This window comes from Brucella sp. NBRC 12950, from assembly GCF_030268145.1.
In the GTDB taxonomy this organism is placed as follows: Bacteria; Pseudomonadota; Alphaproteobacteria; order Rhizobiales; family Rhizobiaceae; genus Brucella.
In genome coordinates this window covers 179,851-194,056 of record NZ_BSQC01000007.1, presented here as the reverse complement: position 1 = coordinate 194,056, position 14,206 = coordinate 179,851, and the positions used below count along the sequence as shown (strand labels likewise).

Sequence of the window (14,206 nt, the reverse complement as noted above, 5' to 3'; positions counted from 1 at the left end):
GAAGGAAAAAATCATGAAGAAGTTAGATTTTCGCGGACGTACTGTGCTTATAACGGGAGCGGGCCGTGGCTTGGGGCTCGCCTATGCACGCGCCATCGGTCATCTCGGCGCGACGATCCTCGTGCACGACGTCGGCGCGAGACGCGATGGAACCGGAATGGACCCCGCGATTGCGGAGAACGCTGCCTCAAGCCTTTCAAGTGATGGGATCATGGCGCAACCCTTCCACACTCCAATCGACACTCGCGATTGCTGCCATAGCCTTATTGAGGCTTGTCTGAACGTAAATGGACGTCTTGATGCGGTCATCCACAACGCTGGTTGGGTAGACTACGAACCGGTTGAGGAACTTGAGGAAGCTTCATTTGACCGCATGATGACTATCGCCGCGAAAGCACCACTTTGGATCGCTCAAGCAGCATGGCCTATAATGAGTAAGGCTGGATATGGACGGATCGTCCTTACAACCTCCTGCCGCGCGCTTTATCCTCAATACGTTCAAAAAGGGCTGATCGCTTACGCCGCAGCCAAGATGGCCGCCGTGGGCATCACGAATGTACTCGCCCACGAGGGAGCGGCACACGGCATCGTCGTCAATGCTGTTTCTCCCGTTGCTAAGACACGGATGTGGGGCGTTGAAGGCGAACCGGACGAGCTAAAGCCGGAAACCGTCGCTCCAGGTGTAGCTTTTCTTGCTTCTCCCGAGTGCAAAGAAGGGGGATGGATATTGCGTGCTGCAAACGGTCAGTTTCATGCCACTCGTGCGGTGGAAGCCGACAGCGTCGACTACCCGCGTGACCTGTGTGGTATCCGAGCTTCGACCCCTAATGCTGTGGCGGAAGCATGGGAAAAAATCGCAATCGTTGCGCCCGAACCGCGGTCGTGATCACGGCCGGATCTGCAAGACTTGCTTGAAAACGGGCGCGAACATACCATCAACCGGCTGTCGCTTTCGCATCTGAGCCTTATGCAGCTCTCTGCGCTTGGTACGACCCACGCCGCGGACAAATTGGCAATCAAACTGCAATCCCGCTCTCACCGCGATTAATTGAGGGTCATTGGTGGAGAGGGGATGGCAGATGCAAAGTGACAGAAACCGGGTTCAGTACTGCACTTTTAAAGACTCTGACCCACTTAGTGCCGGGAAGAGTGGTAGAACTTCCTGAGCAAGCTCCTCGATAATCTCAGATGGAGGGCGCTGTGCGAACTGAATTCCCAAAGCAGCATGATTGACACCAGCCTCCCGCCATTCTTCAAGCAGAGAGACGAGAGCTTTGCGACCAGTCCTCAGAACATACCCACCTTGTAACGGCGTTCGGGGGAAATCTGGATCATCAACGAGATCGATCCATTCATTTGTCATGTGAGGGCGAAACCCTCCATCAGGAATCTTTGCACGCCACGCTGCGATGTTTTGTGCGAGACTTCTGGGTCCATCCGCTGTGTGGGTAGATTGCGGATAAGTGAGCCATCCATCCGCGTTGTGTGCAACCCATTCGTGTGTCTGTCGGCTCGAGCCTGTTATAATCAGCGGAATACGCCCCACTGTCGGTTGGGGCAGGAATTCAACCCCGTTCACATTACCAAGTATTGAAGCAATTTCCGGTCGTTGTGAAACGGTAAGCTGACGAAAAAACGAAACTGCTTCTTTAAAGCGAGCGCCACGTTGATCCATATCGATCCCGTAAGCTGGGAATTCGCTGGGGCGATCGCCTGATGCTATACCCATCACAAGACGCCCGCCAGAAAGATTATCAATAGTCGATGCAGCTTTTGCCAGATCGATGGGATGGCGCAATGTAAATATGGCGCTACCCGTCGCCAGAGTGATATTCTTAGTTTTTGCTGCGAGATAGGCGAGATATGTAAAGGGATCAAATACTTGTCCCGCATCTCCGAATGCCGGGTCAAAAAGTGGAACATCGCGGACCCATATGGCAGCGAACCCAAGTCTGTCGATGTTTTGCACCACCCGCGACTGATCCTGCACACGTCGAGACTGCCCTGATAGAACCGCAACGGCAGAAAAACACCGAGGGTGAGTTTGTCTGGTGCAAACATTCGTCTGTAACCGGGATGGTTTTCAAAGGCGTCGGAGGATACCCCCGATAAGGATTGAGCCTGATTATGATTATGATTATGATTATGATTAGACGAGAGATGCATAGGAATTTCCAGACTATTTTTAAGGGCCAGTAGCAGGGACAGGGATAAGCACGCCGCGCTTAACAGCATCTCTTTCTGCCACTCTGTAATGCCAGGCTGAGAGATTGCTGAAATTCGACAAGTCAAATCCGCAGATCATTGCAATATGTGTCCAACCAAAGTTGGCGATATCTGCGATGGAATACTCGTCTCCGGCGAACCATTGATTGCGGCTCAAATGGCGGTCCAAAGTTGAAAAGGCTTCCTCAGTTAAAACTTGGTAGCGCTCGATTGCAGCCGGGAAAGACTGGGGAGCAAACATCTCAAAATGAACACGCTGCCCGAGGATTGGTCCCACGCTCGATGCATGGAACTGTAGCCACTGGATTGCTTTCCAGCGATCACCGGAATCGACGGGCAAGAGTCTCCCGGCTTTTTTTGCGAGATAGAGAAGAATTGCTGCTGATTCAAACAGTGTTATGCCGGCATCGTTGTCGACGATGACCGGAATGCGCCCATGAGGATTGAGCTCCAGGAACTCGAGCGTGCGATTATCCGCATTTTCAATTTTCACGTGATGGGTTTGATAAGCAAGGTCAAGCTCTTCAAGCGCGATAGTGATTTTGAACCCATTGGGCGATGCATCTGTATAGAGGTCAATCATCCCGTCTTCTTTCGAAGTGCTTCGCTTTCAAATCTGACAATTTATGGCGTCCTTTCTTCAACCTGTCCTGGGACGAGTGGGGCATTCGGTACGGAACAGTTAAAAGGAGAGGCTGGGTTTGAGAAACGATCAATTCTCAACCATAATTTAGATTTCCTATATTCTTAGACGAAAAATATCTGTTCAGGTTTTAAGGTTTCAGTGTTAGCAATCAGGCCTAGCGGGGCTCCTTTAGATGACCCGAGCAGACTTGAAAGATAAGAGGAAGTGATGGGACGAGTGCTACCGCTTCTGGCATTGCGGGCATTTACAGAGACCGCCCGCCATAGGAGCCTTAAACGGGCAGCAGAGGCTATGGGCGTTACTGCGGGCGCTGTCAGCCAACAATTGCGCCTGTTGGAACAGCGTACCGGAAAAAGCCTATTCTCCCGCACACGTTACGGCGTTGAACTGACAGATGACGGTGCGTGTGCTTACCCTGCCCTTCAACTGGCCTTCGATCAGATTGAACTCAGTCTCAATCAGCTCGAGAGCAAATCCAAGTCCCGGTCAGTCACGATATCGACGGTTCCTTCGTTCGCAGCGTCTTGGCTCGTACCGCGCTTGGGAAAATTCAAAGACAAGAATCCAGATATTGAATTGCGCATTGAAGCAAACCCCAATCTCGTTGATCTGCGTCGTGGTCCAGTTGATATCGCGATCAGGCACGGGCTTGGGAACTATCCCGGCTGTAACAGCGCCCATTTGATCACCCCTAAAATGGTCGCTGTCGCAAGCGCTGAATTGTTGGCTTCAGGTCCAAAGATACGGACTATAGAAGATTGTTTGGCTCATCCACTTCTCCAAGATGCTGACCGCGCCGACTGGCAGCTGTGGTTTCAAGCGCTGGGCGTTGCTCCTGATGAACGTATGTTGCGCGGCCCTTCGTTTGATGATGATTATCTGCTCATCAGAGCTGCGATATCAGGACAAGGGATTGCCTTGATCCGCGATATTTATGCCGCGGAGGAAGTAAACGCCGGTCGATTGGTCGTGGCAATCGATCAGCCTTGGCCCACGGAATTTGCCTATTACATCGTGACCGCAGAGCATCGGACACAACGACCCGAAATGCGCAAATTTATCGAGTGGATAGTGACGGAGGCCGCTTCATGCCCGCATTGAATCATGCCGAAAGCCTTCGTCCTCCGCTGCCAACGGCGTGACACGTTTGCCTTCGATGGAACGGGAGAACATGGAAACAAACACTTTTCCCTCGCTTCGAATTTGAAACTAATGAATATCGGCTTGTCCGTAGCGATCCTCGCAATAGCTCTCTCCTGCCCCAACCATCCCTATGGGCTTAGTTGGGTTGAGTTTGTGTGAAGAGCCCGTTGCCGTCGAAGTGCTAGCGCCTTTTGTTGAATTGTGACGCGGAAATTCTGCGATTGGACGCGTGCCCACCCCGCAATGGAACGAAAATCGATCATCATAGGCTCTGCGATTGTGATGATTTAATGCGCGGGAAATTTTCTATTAAATTACCTTATTTGTGACTGACATGTTAGTGAAGTATCTTTTACCAATCAATCATATTGACTCTTTGTTTCAGCTCTTGATAAAAGCTCGATCAGGCTGTGGAGGAGCTTGTCTCGTCGGCGGCACGTATCGAGCTGATGGAGTCCTCACTGCATGTTTAAAACTAATCAACTCAAAGCTCGCCTTTTGGCGGGAGAGGTCGCATTCGGCTGCTGGGTGGCCGGCGGCTCCGTTACAGCTGCCGAGATTTTAGGTCATATCGGATTTGATTTTTTACTTCTTGATCATGAGCACGGCGTCGGTGATGCTGCAACAATCGTTGATGAGTTGCGGGCCGTCGCAGGAACCCCAACGCCCGCGATTGTACGCGTTCCGTGGAACGATCATGTCTATTTGAAGCGTATTCTCGACGCTGGCGTTCAGTCAGTCATGATCCCGTCCGTGGAAAATGTTGAGGAAGCACGTTCTGCGGTCGCAGCTTGCTATTATCCACCACATGGACGCCGTGGCTATGCGGCTGGTGTCGTACGCGCATCGACCTATGGACTCGTTCCAAATTACATCCATCAGGCAAACGAAAACCTTCTAACAATTTGTCAGGTTGAATCTGCCTCAGCTGTCGAGCAGATTGACGCTATCTGTGCAATTGAAGGTCTCGACTGCGTCTTCATTGGCGTTAATGACTTGGCCGGATCTATCGGCAAGCTGGAACAGACGGATGATCTCGAAGTTCGTGCGCTCGTTAAGAGAGCCGAAGAAGCTATTTTGCGTTCAGGAAAGATCATGGGGACCGTTCCTAACGCAGGCGCCTCGGTCGCAGACCTGGTCGAACGTGGATATCGTATTATTGCTGGACCGCATGACGTCGCGCTTCTTCGCGATGCGGCGAAAGGCGCGTTGGACGCATATAAAAGCATCAGTAATCCCTCTTCCCCACGGTCAGACGATCAAAAGTTGCGCGCATACTGACAACGGCGTGCCGCTATTCGGCACCCCCTCAATTTGCAAGTATCCTTGCCACACCCCGGAAAGACTATCCCATGTCCATCCAACGTCTTGCACCACGCATGAGTGTTATCGGCGCGTCTCCAACAGCCGAAATTTCCAATAAAGTCCGCGCCTTACGTGCAGCAGGTTTCGACGTCGTAAACCTCGGCGAAGGTGAGCTTGACTTCGCCACGCCAAAATCAATCGCCGATGCAGGTGTTGAAGCCATCCGTAATGGCGAAACAAAATATACGGCCGTGTCCGGCACAGCGGCCCTAAAGGCTGCGATAATCCATAAATTCAAGTCTGAGAATAATCTGAGTTACGAGTCCAACCAGGTCATTGCAGGGGCTGGCGCCAAGCAGCTGATTTTCAACGCATTCTTTGCCACTCTGGATGCGGGTGATGAAGTCATTATCCCAGCACCTTACTGGGTTTCATATCCTGATATGATCCGCCTTGCGGGCGGCGTTCCAGTTTCCGTCGCAACAAAGCGAAGCAACCGCTGGATATTGCAGCCCGAAGAATTAGAAGCTGCAATCACCCCAAATACCCGCTGGGTTATTCTAAATTCGCCAAGCAATCCGACTGGAGCCGTTTACTCTAAGGATGAACTCAAGGCATTGACTGATGTCCTTTTGCGTCATCCTAGCGTGCTTGTTATGGCAGATGACATTTATGAACATGTTGTTTATCAGGGGACCTTTGAAACGCCCGCAGCGGTAGAGCCCGCACTTTTTGATCGCACACTTACGATCAATGGGGTCTCCAAGGGTTTCTCCATGACTGGCTGGCGGCTTGGCTATTCTGGCGGTCCTGCCTGGCTCGTTTCTGCAATGGAGATGTTGCAGTCCCAGAGCACGGCACATCCGTCATCCATCAGTCAGGGAGCCGCCGTCGCAGCGCTTAATGGTGGCCATGACTTCATGCCCGAGTGGCTCCGAATTCTGAGTGAGCGCCGCGCGATTGCAATGGACATGATTGCTCAAGCTGATGGGCTCGAAGCAGATGCTCCAGAAGGCGCGTTCTATGTTTTTGCAGATTGCTCGGCCTTGTTCGGCCGTCAAACTACTGACGGCAAGGTTATTGCAAGCGATCTCGATGTCGCTTCATATCTTCTGGAGGAAGCACATGTTGGCGTTGTCCATGGCGATGCATTCGGCATGCCAGGCCACATTCGCTTCGCATATGCAGTAGCGACTGAAACCCTGCGCGGTGCTTGCGCACGCGTCGTTGCAGCAGTCAACAAACTCCAGAAATAACATCTAGAAATTTTCAGCAGGCAGTGTTTTGCCGCCTGCTGATGGACCTTCTCAACTTAAAGCGGCTCTTTAAGCCAGATAAATAGGGTGTAACAATGAAAAAGGTTCTTCTTAGCACTGTAATGGGAATGATTGCCGCCACATCTGCAACATCGATGTCTTCAGCATCCACCCTATCGGATGTGAAAGCACGGGGTGTTTTGCATTGCGGTGTCAACAGCGGGCTAGCCGGCTTCGCAGCCCCAAATGACAAAGGTGAATGGTCAGGTTTTTCTGTCGATTATTGTAAAGCCGTAGCCGCGGCCGTTCTGGGCGATGCGACAAAGGTGAAGTACATTCCTTTGACCTCTAAGGAACGCACACCAGCTCTCCAGTCGGGAGAAGTGGATCTGCTTTCACGCGAAACAACCTGGACAATCAGCCGTGATACCGCCCTTGGTTTCAACTTTCGTCCCGTCAATTTCTACGATGGTCAAGGCTTCATGGTCCGCAAAGACCTTGGCGTCAAATCCGCTCTAGATTTGGATGGCGCTTCTGTTTGTCTTCAAACCGGCACCACGACAGAAATGAACGTGGCGGATTATTTCCGCGCCAACAAGATTACGTATGAACCAATTGTCTTCGAGAAACAGGAAGAGGTTGACGGCGCCTATGCAGCAGGCCGCTGCGATGTCTACACTACAGACCAATCGGCACTTTATTCGCTGCGCTTGACTTTGAAAGATCCAGACAATCACGTTGTCCTGCCTGAAATCATTTCCAAAGAGCCACTCGGCCTCGTCGTACGTCACGGCGACGATCAATGGTTCGATATTGTCAGCTGGGTTCACTACGCACTGATCAATGCTGAAGAATTTGGCATTACACAGGCCAATCTTGATGAAATGAAGCAATCTGTGAATCCGGATATTCAGCGCTTTCTGGGTGTTGAAAGCGGCAACAAGATTGGCACGGATCTCGGCCTCGAAAACGCCTGGTCTGAAAATGCGATCAAGAGCGTCGGCAATTACGGCGAAATCTTCGAGCGAAACCTTGGCAAAGACAGCCCATTGAAAATCGACCGCGGTTTGAACCAGCTTTGGAATAAGGGTGGCATCCAATATGCCCCACCTGTTCGCTAAGTAATCCTTCGCCATATCCGGAAGAGCGCTGATGCGCTCTTCCTTATATCTGCCTTGGTATAGTTTTGGGGTCCTTCCACCAAAGCCTACCAGGACGCGCCTGACATTCGGAGGGAACTCATCCATGGCTGAAAACGTCATGACCAAAGAGCTTGGTCCAGACAAAAAAATGCGTCCCATAAACGATCCGAAGTTTCGCGGGCAACTATTTCAGATAGCTGTACTCATATGCCTTGTTGCAGCTGGATACTGGGTTATCTCAAATACAATCACAAACTTGCAGCGTGCGAATATCGCATCAGGCTTTGGCTTCTTGGACGGCCGCGCGGGCTTCGATATTTCACAGGCGTTAATTCCCTTTTCGAGCGACTCTACTTATGGGCGCGCGCTTCTTGTTGGATTTCTCAACACTTTGCTTGTGGCTGCCACTGGAATTGTCGCTGCAACCATTCTGGGTTTCCTCATTGGTATTGGCCGGCTATCTAACAATTGGCTGGTCGCCAAATTGTGTACAGTCTACATCGAGATTTTCCGAAATATTCCGCCACTTCTGATCGTCTTTTTTTGGTACGTTGGCGTGATTTCAGTCTTGCCGCAAATTAAGCAATCGATTGAACTTCCTTTATCGATCTTCATTAACAATCGGGGCATATCATTTCCGAAACCTGACTTTGGTGGTTCTAGTAGTTTGGTTTTCTCAGCCTTTGTCATCGCCATCCTAGCAAGTATCACAATTGGGTTTTTCTCACGCAAAAGGCAGGTTGCGACGGGCAGACGTTTGCCCGTCCTTTGGACATCAATTGGACTTTTTCTAGTGTTGCCAACACTCACACTACTCATGAGTGGCGGCACGCTTTCCTTCGACCTTCCCGAACTTGGACGCTTCCGTCTTCAGGGCGGCATGACAGTTGGACCAGAGTTCTTGTCATTGTTCTTGTCACTGTCTTTTTACACGGCAGCCTACATCGCCGAGATTGTCAGGTCCGGTATCGTTGGCGTTAGCAGTGGCCAGACAGAAGCCGCACATGCATTAGGACTGTCACCCTCATTGACCAACCGCCTTGTTGTCGTACCTCAGGCAATGCGGATCATTATTCCTCCGCTCACAAGCCAGTATCTCAACCTAATGAAGGATTCCTCACTCGCTATTGCGGTCGGCTACGCTGATATCGTCTCTATCGGTGGAACAATCATGAACCAGACAGGACAGGCGATTGAAGTCATTACAATTTGGGCCATCGTGTTCGTATCGCTAAGCCTTTCCGCTTCCGGCTTCATGAACTGGTTCAATACAAAAGTGGCGCTGAAGGAGCGGTAAAATGAGCGATACACATTTCGTCCGCAAAGAAATGCACCCTGCCCTGCCAACACCAGCAATACGTACTGGTGCGCTCGGATGGATACATCGTTCGTTGTTTGGGAGCCTGAAAGATAGCATCTTTACCATTATGGCTCTGCTTCTCATCGGATGGATGCTGCCGCCCGCAGTAAAGTGGCTTTTCATTGATGCATCATGGTCAGGCAGCGGACGCGAGGCCTGTTCGACGATTGCTCAGGGTGGCATCCAGCCCGAAGGTTGGTCGGGCGCGTGCTGGGCGTTTGTCAATGCAAAGATGGATCAGTTTATTTTCGGTCGTTATCCAATGGATCAGCGCTGGCGTCCGATTGTAGTCTTTGTGCTCTTCGCAGTCCTGTTGATCCCGCTCCTTCGATCAAAGGTCGGACACAAAGCGCTGAATGCAGCACTTATGTTCCTGCTATTGCCAGTTGTTTCAGTGGTCTTGCTTATTGGTGGCATTTTCGGCTTGCCATATGTCGAAACCTCACTCTGGGGCGGGTTGCTTGTCACGCTGACACTTTCCTTTGTGGGCATTTCTGTATCACTGCCGCTGGGTGTCCTGCTTGCGTTAGGCCGCAGGTCCGGGTTGCCTGTAGTCCGTATTCTTTCAACTGCGTTTATCGAGCTGGTGCGCGGGATACCATTGCTGGCGGTATTGTTCATGGCAAGTGTCGTCTTGCCACTCTTCCTCCCGCAAGGTTTTACCGTCGATAAATTTATCCGCGCATTGTTCGGTGTCTCGCTTTTCGCTTCAGCTTACATGGCTGAAGTGGTACGTGGTGGTCTTCAAGCAATGCTGAAAGGCCAATATGAGGGCGCAGATGCGCTTGGCTTGAACTATTGGCAGAAAATGATCCTCATCGTCCTTCCGCAGGCAATGAAACTGGTGATCCCAGGCATCGTTAACACTTTCATTGGCCTGTTCAAGGATACTTCTCTCGTGACAATTATCGCAATGTTCGACTTGCTCGGGATTGTTCGTCTGAATTTTTCCGACGCAAATTGGGCTTCACCCGTCACTCCAGTGACTGGATTAATATTCGCTGGCTTTGTATTTTGGGTTTTCTGCTTCGCTATGTCGAGATACTCAATGCACATGGAACGAAAGCTCGACACGGGTCATAAACGATAAAAAATAAAGGGAATAATACAAATGAGTGCACAAAGCGCCCTCCCGCAATCCGAACTCGGTGTCGAACTCGACCGTTCAAAGCTGGAAGTCTCGAAGACCGATGTGGCCATCGAGATCAAGAACATGCACAAGTGGTATGGTGAGTTCCACGTTCTGCGTGACATCAACTTGAAGGTCATGCGTGGCGAACGCATCGTCGTTGCTGGCCCTTCGGGTTCCGGCAAGTCAACCATGATCCGTTGCGTCAATCGTCTGGAAGAGCACCAGAAGGGCCAGATCATTGTTGATGGTATTGAGCTCACCAATGATCTCAAGAAGATCGACGAAGTGCGCCGCGAAGTCGGCATGGTGTTCCAGCACTTCAACCTCTTCCCGCATCTGACCATTTTGGAGAACTGCACGCTCGCACCGATCTGGGTTCGCAAAATGCCAAAGAAGCAGGCGGAAGAAATCGCGATGCACTATCTGGCACGCGTGAAAATTCCAGAGCAGGCCAACAAATATCCGGGCCAGCTTTCAGGCGGTCAGCAGCAGCGTGTGGCGATTGCCCGCGCGCTTTGCATGAGCCCGAAGGTCATGCTGTTCGATGAGCCGACCTCGGCACTTGATCCGGAAATGGTCAAGGAAGTTCTGGATACAATGGTGAGCCTTGCAGATGAAGGCATGACGATGATCTGCGTAACGCATGAAATGGGCTTTGCCCGTCAGGTCGCAAACCGCGTGATCTTTATGGATCAGGGTCAGATCGTTGAGCAGAATTCGCCAGCCGAGTTCTTCGACAATCCGCAGCATGAACGCACCAAGCTGTTCCTCAGTCAGATCCTCCACTAGATCACACACGGTTTGGGGATTGATTTGCTGTCCAGAGAGCTGTGGCAAGAAGGAAAGCTTGCATTTCGTCTCAGGCCGCACTCAACTATAAATCAGTGATGAATCAATTATTCGCAAGGGTCTTGCATGGTGACGACAAGCCGGGCTACGGCAGGTGGCAAAGAGGTTACGAAACAGCGCGAACTTGCGTATGCGAGCATTATTGACAAGATGTTGGCGCGTGAGTTTGTGCCGGGGCAGTTTCTCTCTCAGCGCCAGCTTGTGGAAAGCACTGGGCTCCCGCTCGGCCCCATCCGGGAAATTATCCCTCGCCTCGAGTCAGAAGGTCTTCTAACCGCTCTGCCACAGCGTGGAATTCAGATTGCACATGTGGACCTTAACCTTATCCGCGAAGCTTTCCAGTTCAGGCTCGTCATGGAAAAAGAGGCCGTGCAGCTATTTACGCGCAATGCGTCTGATGCTGTCATAAAGTCGCTCCGGGCAGAACATGAAGAGATGCTGACTCTCGCTCAGTCACGCATACTAACGTCCGAGGAGGAAGAGGCGGCACAGCAAATTGACTGGAAAATGCACAACACATTCATAGACGCGATGGGCAATAATATCATCTCGACGGCTTATCGGGTAAACTCAGTTAAAACCAGACTGATAAACCAAGAACGCTATACGATTGAGGGACGCGTCGCTCCCGTCATGCAAGAACATCTGCGCATCATCGATGCTATCGAAACGCGAGATCCCGATAAGGCGATTGAAGCATTATCAGAGCACATAAATAATTCAAAAGCACTTGCGCTAAATGTCTGAAATCAGTTGATTTCTCAATACAACGCCCGTGACTGGATGCAACCAATCCTGAGATCAGCCAGGTAGCATTCTTTGCTCCATGCCTTGATAGCAGCAAGATCGCTCGCTCTCCGCTATGATCTGTCAGTGACGAGAACGGCGATCAGTCGCTTTAGATACTATGACGGCGATGAACAAATCTTGGAAGCTGGACCGAATAGGAGTTGCCGTTCGACGAATTCGCGCCTTGACATCTTGCAATCTGAGGATCCCAAATCATCTTGCTCTGTAGCCATGTCTTAACGTCCTGGCAGCGAAACTATATTCTCTGCGTACGCTAGCTGCCGCCTCTCTTCTCTGTTTGACGGAAGGCGCGCGGGCTCAACCCAATGGCACTACGAAACATGTAGGTGAAGGCACTGGGCGATTGGTATCCTAGATCGAGCGCTACCGAGCTGATTTTTTTACCTGCGGCTAGTTGGGAAACGGCTTGAAGAATGCGGACTTGCCTCAACCAGCGCGAAGGCGCCATTCCGGTTTCGGCTATAAAAAGCCGCTCGATTGTCTTACGGCTAGCCGAGGCACCAGACAGCCATTGATCAACAGACGTAATCGAGCCCGGATCATCTAGCGCAGCCTGGGCGAGTGCCGTGGTACGCTTATCCTGCGGCATTGCAATTGAAAGTGGGATGTCTCTGGCAGCCAATATTTCGTGACAGAGCAGGTCATATAAAGCAGCCTCATGTGGCTTTGTGAAACTAGACCGCTCGCTGTTTGGGATAACGCGCATGAGGGCTTGAAGAAGCGGTGTCATCTGAACGATGCGCGCCTCTGTTCCGAGTTTGTCTGCCTCAGCCCGGTTAACGTCGACATAAATGATCTCATTGTTCGAAACATAGCGGAGCCAATGGTCAGCATGAGGCGGTATCCAAACAGCCATAGCGGGATTGAGAAGAAGAACACGGTCGCGCGTTCCAACATACATTGATCCGCGAATGGCAGAAAAGAACTGCCCGAAGTCGTGGGTATGCCAGCCGAGGTCTCGTCCTGCCTCCTGGCTCTCAATGTCGCGAATATATCGAGGTCGCATTGCGTCAGGCATCGCTGTGGCACCAAGTGTCGATTTGACGAAATCTAGATATAGATAGATCAATCGTCGACAGAAAGACAGTGCGTTTTCCGCTATTCTTGCCGTAAACTGGGACAGCGAAGGGACATTGCCGCCATGGTCGCAACTTCAACACACCAGAACGTGGTGACGGATTGGGCCGCTATCGTGATCGTCATATTGAGTGTAACAGCCTTTGCAGTCGCTCAGGGTCTCACCTTTCCGCTCATATCACTTGCGCTTGAAGCAAGAGGCGTGACGGGAAGTTTGATCGGTCTAAATGCCGCCACCTACGCTGCCGGTGCCATTGTCTCTGTTCTGATTATAGATCGGCTCACTGTGAAAGTTCCAGGAAGCCGCTTGATTGTCGCGGCGTTATTTGGCTGCTCGGCCAGTCTCGCGGCGTTCGCGATGACTGACTTGTTGTCAGTCTGGTTCATTGCCCGTTTTACTGTTGGCTTTTGTGCGAGTTTGATCTCAATCCTCAGCGGAGCATGGCTTAACACCGCAACCCCCGACGCCATACGCGGACGGGTATCCGGTTTCTACGGGGCCGGAATGTGTGTGGGATTTGCAGCCGGCCCATTGGCCATTCCGCTTCTGGGCACGAGCAGCGGCGTGGCCTTTACGGTTGTGGCTGGATATATTGCAACGATTGGGTTTGCGTGCGCAGTTTTTAACGGCAGGACGCGCACAGTACCAGAACGCGCGCCAGCTGGCGGTTTGCTACGCTTCATCAGCACGGCGCCTATGCTGGTACTCATTGAGTTAGCTTTCGGCTTCTCGGATATTGCTGCTATATCCGGTATGGCCGTCTACTTTGTTCGCGTCGGTCACTCAGAAGCGTTTGCAGCCTACGCGATCACTGTGCTGTCGCTTCCTACAGCTTTTGCCCAGCCGGTGGTCGGGTGGCTGCTAGACAAGGCTTCGCGGGCCGGTGTGACGATCAGCTGTGGCCTTTTGGGCGCGATCGCATTCCTGATCATTCCATTCCTTCAGTCCCAAACCCTCATTTTGATTATATTTGCCATTATTGGCATCGCGACCTTTGCACTGAGCACTTGCGCCCTCACAATTCTGGGAGAACGTTTTGATGGCGGGATGCTGATAGCGGGAACCGCCAGCTTCTCGCTGGCCTATTCCATCGGCAGCGCAATCGGATCAACGGGCACTGGCCTGCTTCTGGAATGGGTTTCGCCAAGTGCTGTCCCGACAAGCGTTGGCTTAGGTCTGCTTGCTTTCACGATACTAATTCTTTTTAAAAGACCATAATTTGCAGAAGCGTACTAAGCCTGGGGAAATCAACGATTGCG

General features: G+C 51.5%; 13 protein-coding genes. 10 read left to right on the top strand and 3 right to left on the bottom strand.

The features are described from left to right. Positions 1-13 precede the first annotated feature (13 nt). Complete coding sequence (locus QSJ70_RS13775; RefSeq protein ID WP_215780401.1) at positions 14-886, top strand: SDR family NAD(P)-dependent oxidoreductase; 873 nt, start codon at positions 14-16, stop codon at positions 884-886. 216 nt (positions 887-1,102) lie between these two features. Here QSJ70_RS13775 and QSJ70_RS13770 read toward each other — a convergent pair whose 3' ends face one another. Both QSJ70_RS13770 and QSJ70_RS13765 read right to left on the bottom strand, forming a co-directional pair. Continuing rightward, entirely contained in the window at positions 1,103-1,990 is an 888-nt protein-coding gene (locus QSJ70_RS13770; RefSeq protein ID WP_285537153.1) for an LLM class oxidoreductase, read from the bottom strand. Positions 1,991-2,185: 195 nt separating this feature from the next. Further along, positions 2,186-2,809, bottom strand: a complete 624-nt coding sequence (locus QSJ70_RS13765; protein WP_285537151.1) for a glutathione S-transferase family protein — start codon at positions 2,807-2,809, stop codon at positions 2,186-2,188. Positions 2,810-3,079: 270 nt separating this feature from the next. Here QSJ70_RS13765 and QSJ70_RS13760 point away from each other — a divergent pair, with 270 nt between their 5' ends. The 8 genes from QSJ70_RS13760 (at position 3,080) to QSJ70_RS13725 (ending at position 11,806) form a co-directional block, all read left to right on the top strand. Beyond that, positions 3,080-3,973: a LysR substrate-binding domain-containing protein gene (locus QSJ70_RS13760; protein WP_285537149.1), complete on the top strand. Its 894-nt coding sequence runs from the start codon at positions 3,080-3,082 to the stop codon at positions 3,971-3,973. A 507-nt stretch (positions 3,974-4,480) separates the two neighbouring features. Then, a complete protein-coding gene (locus QSJ70_RS13755) occupies positions 4,481-5,296 on the top strand; it encodes an HpcH/HpaI aldolase family protein (RefSeq protein ID WP_285537148.1) in 816 nt (271 codons plus the stop codon). Between the two features lie 71 nt (positions 5,297-5,367). After that, on the top strand, positions 5,368-6,576 hold the full coding sequence (locus tag QSJ70_RS13750) for a pyridoxal phosphate-dependent aminotransferase (protein WP_285537146.1): 1,209 nt from the start codon (positions 5,368-5,370) through the stop codon (positions 6,574-6,576). Positions 6,577-6,671: 95 nt separating this feature from the next. Next, positions 6,672-7,697: an amino acid ABC transporter substrate-binding protein gene (locus QSJ70_RS13745; RefSeq protein ID WP_215780392.1), complete on the top strand. Its 1,026-nt coding sequence runs from the start codon at positions 6,672-6,674 to the stop codon at positions 7,695-7,697. A gap of 124 nt (positions 7,698-7,821) precedes the next feature. Beyond that, entirely contained in the window at positions 7,822-9,015 is a 1,194-nt protein-coding gene (locus QSJ70_RS13740) for an amino acid ABC transporter permease (protein ID WP_215780390.1), read from the top strand. 1 nt (position 9,016) lies between these two features. Continuing rightward, positions 9,017-10,168: an amino acid ABC transporter permease gene (locus QSJ70_RS13735; RefSeq protein ID WP_502871682.1), complete on the top strand. Its 1,152-nt coding sequence runs from the start codon at positions 9,017-9,019 to the stop codon at positions 10,166-10,168. 21 nt (positions 10,169-10,189) lie between these two features. Further along, on the top strand, positions 10,190-10,999 hold the full coding sequence (locus tag QSJ70_RS13730) for an amino acid ABC transporter ATP-binding protein (protein WP_215780386.1): 810 nt from the start codon (positions 10,190-10,192) through the stop codon (positions 10,997-10,999). Positions 11,000-11,125: 126 nt separating this feature from the next. Continuing rightward, a complete protein-coding gene (locus QSJ70_RS13725; RefSeq protein WP_215780384.1) occupies positions 11,126-11,806 on the top strand; it encodes a GntR family transcriptional regulator in 681 nt (226 codons plus the stop codon). A gap of 316 nt (positions 11,807-12,122) precedes the next feature. Here QSJ70_RS13725 and QSJ70_RS13720 read toward each other — a convergent pair whose 3' ends face one another. Continuing rightward, positions 12,123-12,887 carry a helix-turn-helix domain-containing protein gene (locus QSJ70_RS13720; RefSeq protein ID WP_285537141.1) on the bottom strand — a complete coding sequence of 255 codons (765 nt, stop codon included), beginning with the start codon at positions 12,885-12,887 and terminating at the stop codon, positions 12,123-12,125. Between the two features lie 123 nt (positions 12,888-13,010). On the opposite strand from QSJ70_RS13720, the gene QSJ70_RS13715 reads away from it, so the two are divergent. After that, positions 13,011-14,165: an MFS transporter gene (locus QSJ70_RS13715; protein ID WP_215780381.1), complete on the top strand. Its 1,155-nt coding sequence runs from the start codon at positions 13,011-13,013 to the stop codon at positions 14,163-14,165. Positions 14,166-14,206 lie beyond the last annotated feature (41 nt).